Source organism: Xanthomonas cannabis pv. cannabis, from assembly GCF_000802365.1.
In the GTDB taxonomy this organism is placed as follows: domain Bacteria; phylum Pseudomonadota; class Gammaproteobacteria; order Xanthomonadales; family Xanthomonadaceae; genus Xanthomonas; species Xanthomonas cannabis.
The window spans coordinates 1-4,047 of sequence record NZ_JSZE01000187.1 but is presented as its reverse complement, the minus strand read 5'-3'; the positions used below and the strand labels follow the sequence as shown (position 1 = coordinate 4,047).

The window sequence follows — 4,047 nt, the reverse complement described above, 5'->3', positions numbered from 1 at the left end:
GCCATGAGCAGACGCAAAAGCGTGCCGGCCAGCGGCCGCCACCTATGGATGAACACGCCTGAAGGAAACCGATCAGAGCTCGCGGATCGAGATCCTGATCAACACAGTTGCTCCTGGTAAAGAGGCCTGCAACTTCACGACGGCGGCATCCCCCTCTGCACCATGACGCCACGCCGTTGTAGGAGCGCGCCCGAGCGCGAGGAACTGTCCCGGTAACGCCCGATCGCGCGCCAGCACGCTCCTACGGGGCAGTCATCTGGCCGCGGACAATGCCTGCCAGACCCACGCACCCGGAGACCGCTCTCGCGACTCCCCACTCCCGGCGCTCAAAAGGCCTCGTTGCCCAGCCGCACCTCCACGCCCAGCAACGAGGTCAGCGCCAGCATGGCGTCGTCGTCGCGGCTGAGGGCGATCCAGCCGGCATAGGCGTCGCCGCCGGTGTTCCAGTTCCACAGCGAGTAGCCGTGTTCGCGCAGGCGGTCGAACGCCACGGCCATCAGGTCGGGGACCTCGAGATCGCGAGCGAAGTCTTCGTCGTCCAGGTCGCCGCCCCAGTCGATGCGCAGGTTCCAGCGCGCGCCGAGTTCGTCGATGGCGGCGATGAACGAGTCGGTGTCCTTCCAGTCCACATAGAATCCCGAGCGCCAGTCGATGACGTCTTTCAGCGTCCACAGCCACGCATCGTCGTCGCCATCGTCTGCATCGGCCTGTGCTTCGCGCCAGGCATCGAACTGGGCCAGCGCGGTGTCTTCATCGCCGGGGTTGATCAACACCAGCAGATTCCAGACCCGTGCCGGATGGTCGTCGACATCGTCTTCGTCGCTTTCGGGCTGCAGGCCTTCGTCGTCTTCGTAATCGGCACTGTTGTCGGGCATGGCGGGCTCGCTGAAGGATTGCAGGCGCCAAGTGTGAGGCCTGCGGCGGCGCAAGCAAACCGAGGCCGGCCCGCCGCTGCGCCAGCAGGGCTGGTCTTCCGGGCGCAGGTCCGTATCCTGTGCGGCCGAAGACGGCCATCCGGCCCGTCATGGCGCCTTCCCCATGAGCGATACCCCTCCCGATCACCTGGCCATCGACGCACGTAGCCCGTTCCACGATGCCGACGCCCTCAACCGCGGCATCGGCGTGCGCTTTAACGGTGTCGAACGCGACAACGTGGAGGAATATTCGATGAGCGAAGGCTGGATCAAGGTACAGGTCGGCAAGGCACGCGACCGCCGCGGCAACCCGATGACGATGAAGATCAAGGGCGAGGTGGTGGCGTATTACCTGGACACCAAGAACGACGCCGCGCCTGCTGCCGAGTAAGCGCGGCTGACCAAACAACTTCACGTTGTTCCATTGCAAAGCTGCTGAGCTGCGACCTGGCTGAAGGGCCCTTGCACGCCCACCATCACGGACACGCTGCAAGTATGTCCTTGTGAGCTCTGGCGCGGCACCCATGCCGCTCAAGGTCCCGCGACGGTGAGCGAGCAAGGACCAGTCAAGATGGTCGGCGTGCAGAGTCTTCAACAAGCGATTCGCGAACTTGCGACGCGATGTACTCGCTCTTCAACAAACCACCAGCCAACTGTCTGGTGCGGTGTCCTCGCCGATTGCGGGACCGTTGGCGGCATGGATGCCGCCATCGAGCCCCCATGGACGGGTTAACGGCGTGTCCCGCAAGCGGTGAGGGCACCGCGCACTCGACGCTGCGCCTTTGCTTCCGCCCACCATCGCGGGACGCGCTGCAAGTCCTCCCTTGTAGCTCTGGCGCGGCATCCATGCCGCTCACGATCCCGCGACGGTGAGCGGGCAAGGACCAGTCACGTTGGTCGGTGCGCTTGGCGTTCGATCAGACAGCCAGCAAACGGTGAGGACACCGCACACGCGCCCCACTCACGCCTTGAGCCGATACCCGCTGCGGAAGATGGCCGCCACCACGCCCAGGCACACCAGCAGGAACAGGAACGTCATGCCGGTGCTCACCGCGATGTGCACGTCGGCCTTGCCGTAGAAACTCCAGCGGAACCCGCTGATCAGGTAGACTACCGGGTTGAACAGCGTGACCTTCTGCCACACCGGCGGCAGCATGTTGATCGAATAGAAGCTGCCGCCCAGAAAGGTCAGCGGCGTCACCACCATCAGCGGGATCACCTGTAGTTTCTCGAAGCCGTCGGCCCAGATGCCGATGATGAAACCGAACAGGCTGAAGGTCAGCGCGGTGAGCACCAGGAAGCCCAGCATCCACACCGGATGCGCAATCTCGTACGGAACAAACAGCCGTGCGGTGAGCAGGATCAGCAGGCCCAGCATCACCGACTTGGTGGCCGCCGCGCCCACGTAGCCGATGACGATCTCCCACCATGCCACCGGCGCGGACAGCACCTCGTAGATGGTGCCGGCCCAGCGCGGCATGTAGATGCCGAACGAGGCATTGGAGATGCTCTCGTTGAGCAAGGACAGCATCACCAGGCCGGGAATGATGAAGGCGCCGTAGCTGATGCCGTCGATATCGCCCATGCGCGAGCCGATGGCTGCGCCGAACACCAGAAAATACAGCGAGGTCGACAACACCGGCGAAGCGATCGACTGGGTCAGCGTGCGGAAGGCGCGCGCCATTTCGAAGCGATAAATCGCGGCAATCGCATGCATGTTCATGCGCGCATCTCCGGCTGACGGGCGCCATGCACGAGGGTGACGAAGATCTCTTCCAGCGAGCTCTCGCTGGAATGCAGGTCCTTGAAGTCGATGCCCTGCTCGTTGAGCCGGCGCAACACCGCCCCGATGCCGGTCTGCTCGGCCTGCGTGTCGAACGTGTAGATCAGGCTGCTGCCGTCGGCCGACAACTCCAGCGGCAGATCCGCCAGCCCCGCCGGCACCGCCTGCAGCGGCGATTGCAGGCTCAGGCTGAGCTGCTTCTTGCCGAGCTTGCGCATCAGCGTGTGCTTGTCTTCCACCAGTACCAGCTCGCCGCGGTTGATCACCCCGACCCGGTCGGCCATGTCTTCGGCTTCTTCGATGTAATGGGTGGTCAGGATGACGGTGGTGCCCTGCTCGCGCAGCCGACGCACCATCTGCCACATCTCGTGGCGCAGCTCTACGTCCACGCCGGCAGTGGGCTCGTCCAGGAACAGGATCCGCGGCTCGTGCGCCAGGGCCTTGGCGATCAGCACGCGTCGCTTCATGCCGCCGGACAATGTAGAAATCTTGCTGTTGCGCTTGTCCCATAGCGACAGCTCGCGCAGCACCGTTTCCAGGTACTGCGGGTTGGCCGGCTTGCCAAACAGCCCGCGGCTGAAACGCACCGTGGCCCACACCGTTTCGAAGGCGTCGGTGGCCAGCTCCTGCGGCACCAGCCCGATGCTGGCACGTGCCGCGCGGTAGTCGCGCACGATGTCGTGACCATCGGCCAGTACGGTGCCGGTGCTGGGGTTGACCAGCCCGCAGATGATGCTGATCAGCGTGGTCTTGCCGGCACCGTTGGGGCCAAGCAGCGCGAAGATCTCGCCGCGCTGGATCTGCAGATCCACCTGCTTGAGCGCCTGAAAACCGCCGGCGTAGGTCTTGCTCACTCCCTGGATGGAAACGATGGGCGTCATGGGTTGTGCACGGGGACCAGAAGCGCCACAGGGTAGGCGCTGCGCCGTGACGATGGGAGGGGGGCTGATGGGATGGTGTCTCCCGACGCGTGATTTGCCTGGCGCCTGGTGCACGCTACACACGGACAGACCGGCAGGTTGCGCGTTGCGTCGGCTCAAGGGCTGCGATGCTTACATCCTTGTGGCGCGCGTGGTGTGGTAGGAGCGCACCTGGGCGCGACGGGGGCTGTCCAGGGAACGCCTCTCGCGCCCTGGTGCGCTCCTACGAAGGCCATGGACAATGCCCTGGCCGCTGCGATTTCCGATTCGCGAGCCGGCGCACGCCTGGACGTGTGTCGGGACAGCCCGGTCGCGCCCGGGTGCGCTCCTACGATGACCGTGGACATTGCCCTGGCTTTTGCGATTCCCTATTCCCGAATCCCCATTCCCAGCACTTACGCGCGCTTGCGCGACTCGATCAGGTCCAGGT

At 64.7% G+C, this 4,047-nt stretch carries 4 protein-coding genes; 1 reads left to right on the top strand and 3 read right to left on the bottom strand.

Annotated features, from left to right (window positions below):
* Positions 1–326: 326 nt before the first annotated feature.
* The gene (locus tag OZ10_RS19815; protein WP_039405766.1) at positions 327–875 is read right to left on the bottom strand and encodes a DUF6630 family protein; all 549 of its coding nucleotides are present in this window, start codon (positions 873–875) and stop codon (positions 327–329) included.
* Between the two features lie 163 nt (positions 876–1,038).
* Here OZ10_RS19815 and OZ10_RS19810 point away from each other — a divergent pair, with 163 nt between their 5' ends.
* The gene (locus OZ10_RS19810) at positions 1,039–1,305 is read left to right on the top strand and encodes a DUF3297 family protein (protein WP_039405769.1); all 267 of its coding nucleotides are present in this window, start codon (positions 1,039–1,041) and stop codon (positions 1,303–1,305) included.
* 570 nt (positions 1,306–1,875) lie between these two features.
* Here OZ10_RS19810 and OZ10_RS19805 read toward each other — a convergent pair.
* Positions 1,876–2,637, bottom strand: a complete 762-nt coding sequence (locus tag OZ10_RS19805; RefSeq protein ID WP_039405772.1) for an ABC transporter permease — start codon at positions 2,635–2,637, stop codon at positions 1,876–1,878.
* Positions 2,634–3,578 carry an ABC transporter ATP-binding protein gene (locus OZ10_RS19800; protein WP_039405775.1) on the bottom strand — a complete coding sequence of 315 codons (945 nt, stop codon included), beginning with the start codon at positions 3,576–3,578 and terminating at the stop codon, positions 2,634–2,636. The genes OZ10_RS19805 and OZ10_RS19800 overlap by 4 nt, the downstream gene beginning before the upstream one ends.
* Between the last annotated feature and the right edge of the window lie 469 nt (positions 3,579–4,047).

Bases quoted from the DNA above. Each gene is read 5' to 3' on its own strand.
- OZ10_RS19815 (WP_039405766.1), bottom strand. From the start codon at position 875: ATGCCCGACAACAGTGCCGATTACGAAGACGACGAAGGCCTGCAGCCC.
- OZ10_RS19810 (WP_039405769.1), top strand. From the start codon at position 1,039: ATGAGCGATACCCCTCCCGATCACCTGGCCATCGACGCACGTAGCCCG.
- OZ10_RS19805 (WP_039405772.1), bottom strand. From the start codon at position 2,637: ATGAACATGCATGCGATTGCCGCGATTTATCGCTTCGAAATGGCGCGC.
- OZ10_RS19800 (WP_039405775.1), bottom strand. From the start codon at position 3,578: ATGACGCCCATCGTTTCCATCCAGGGAGTGAGCAAGACCTACGCCGGC.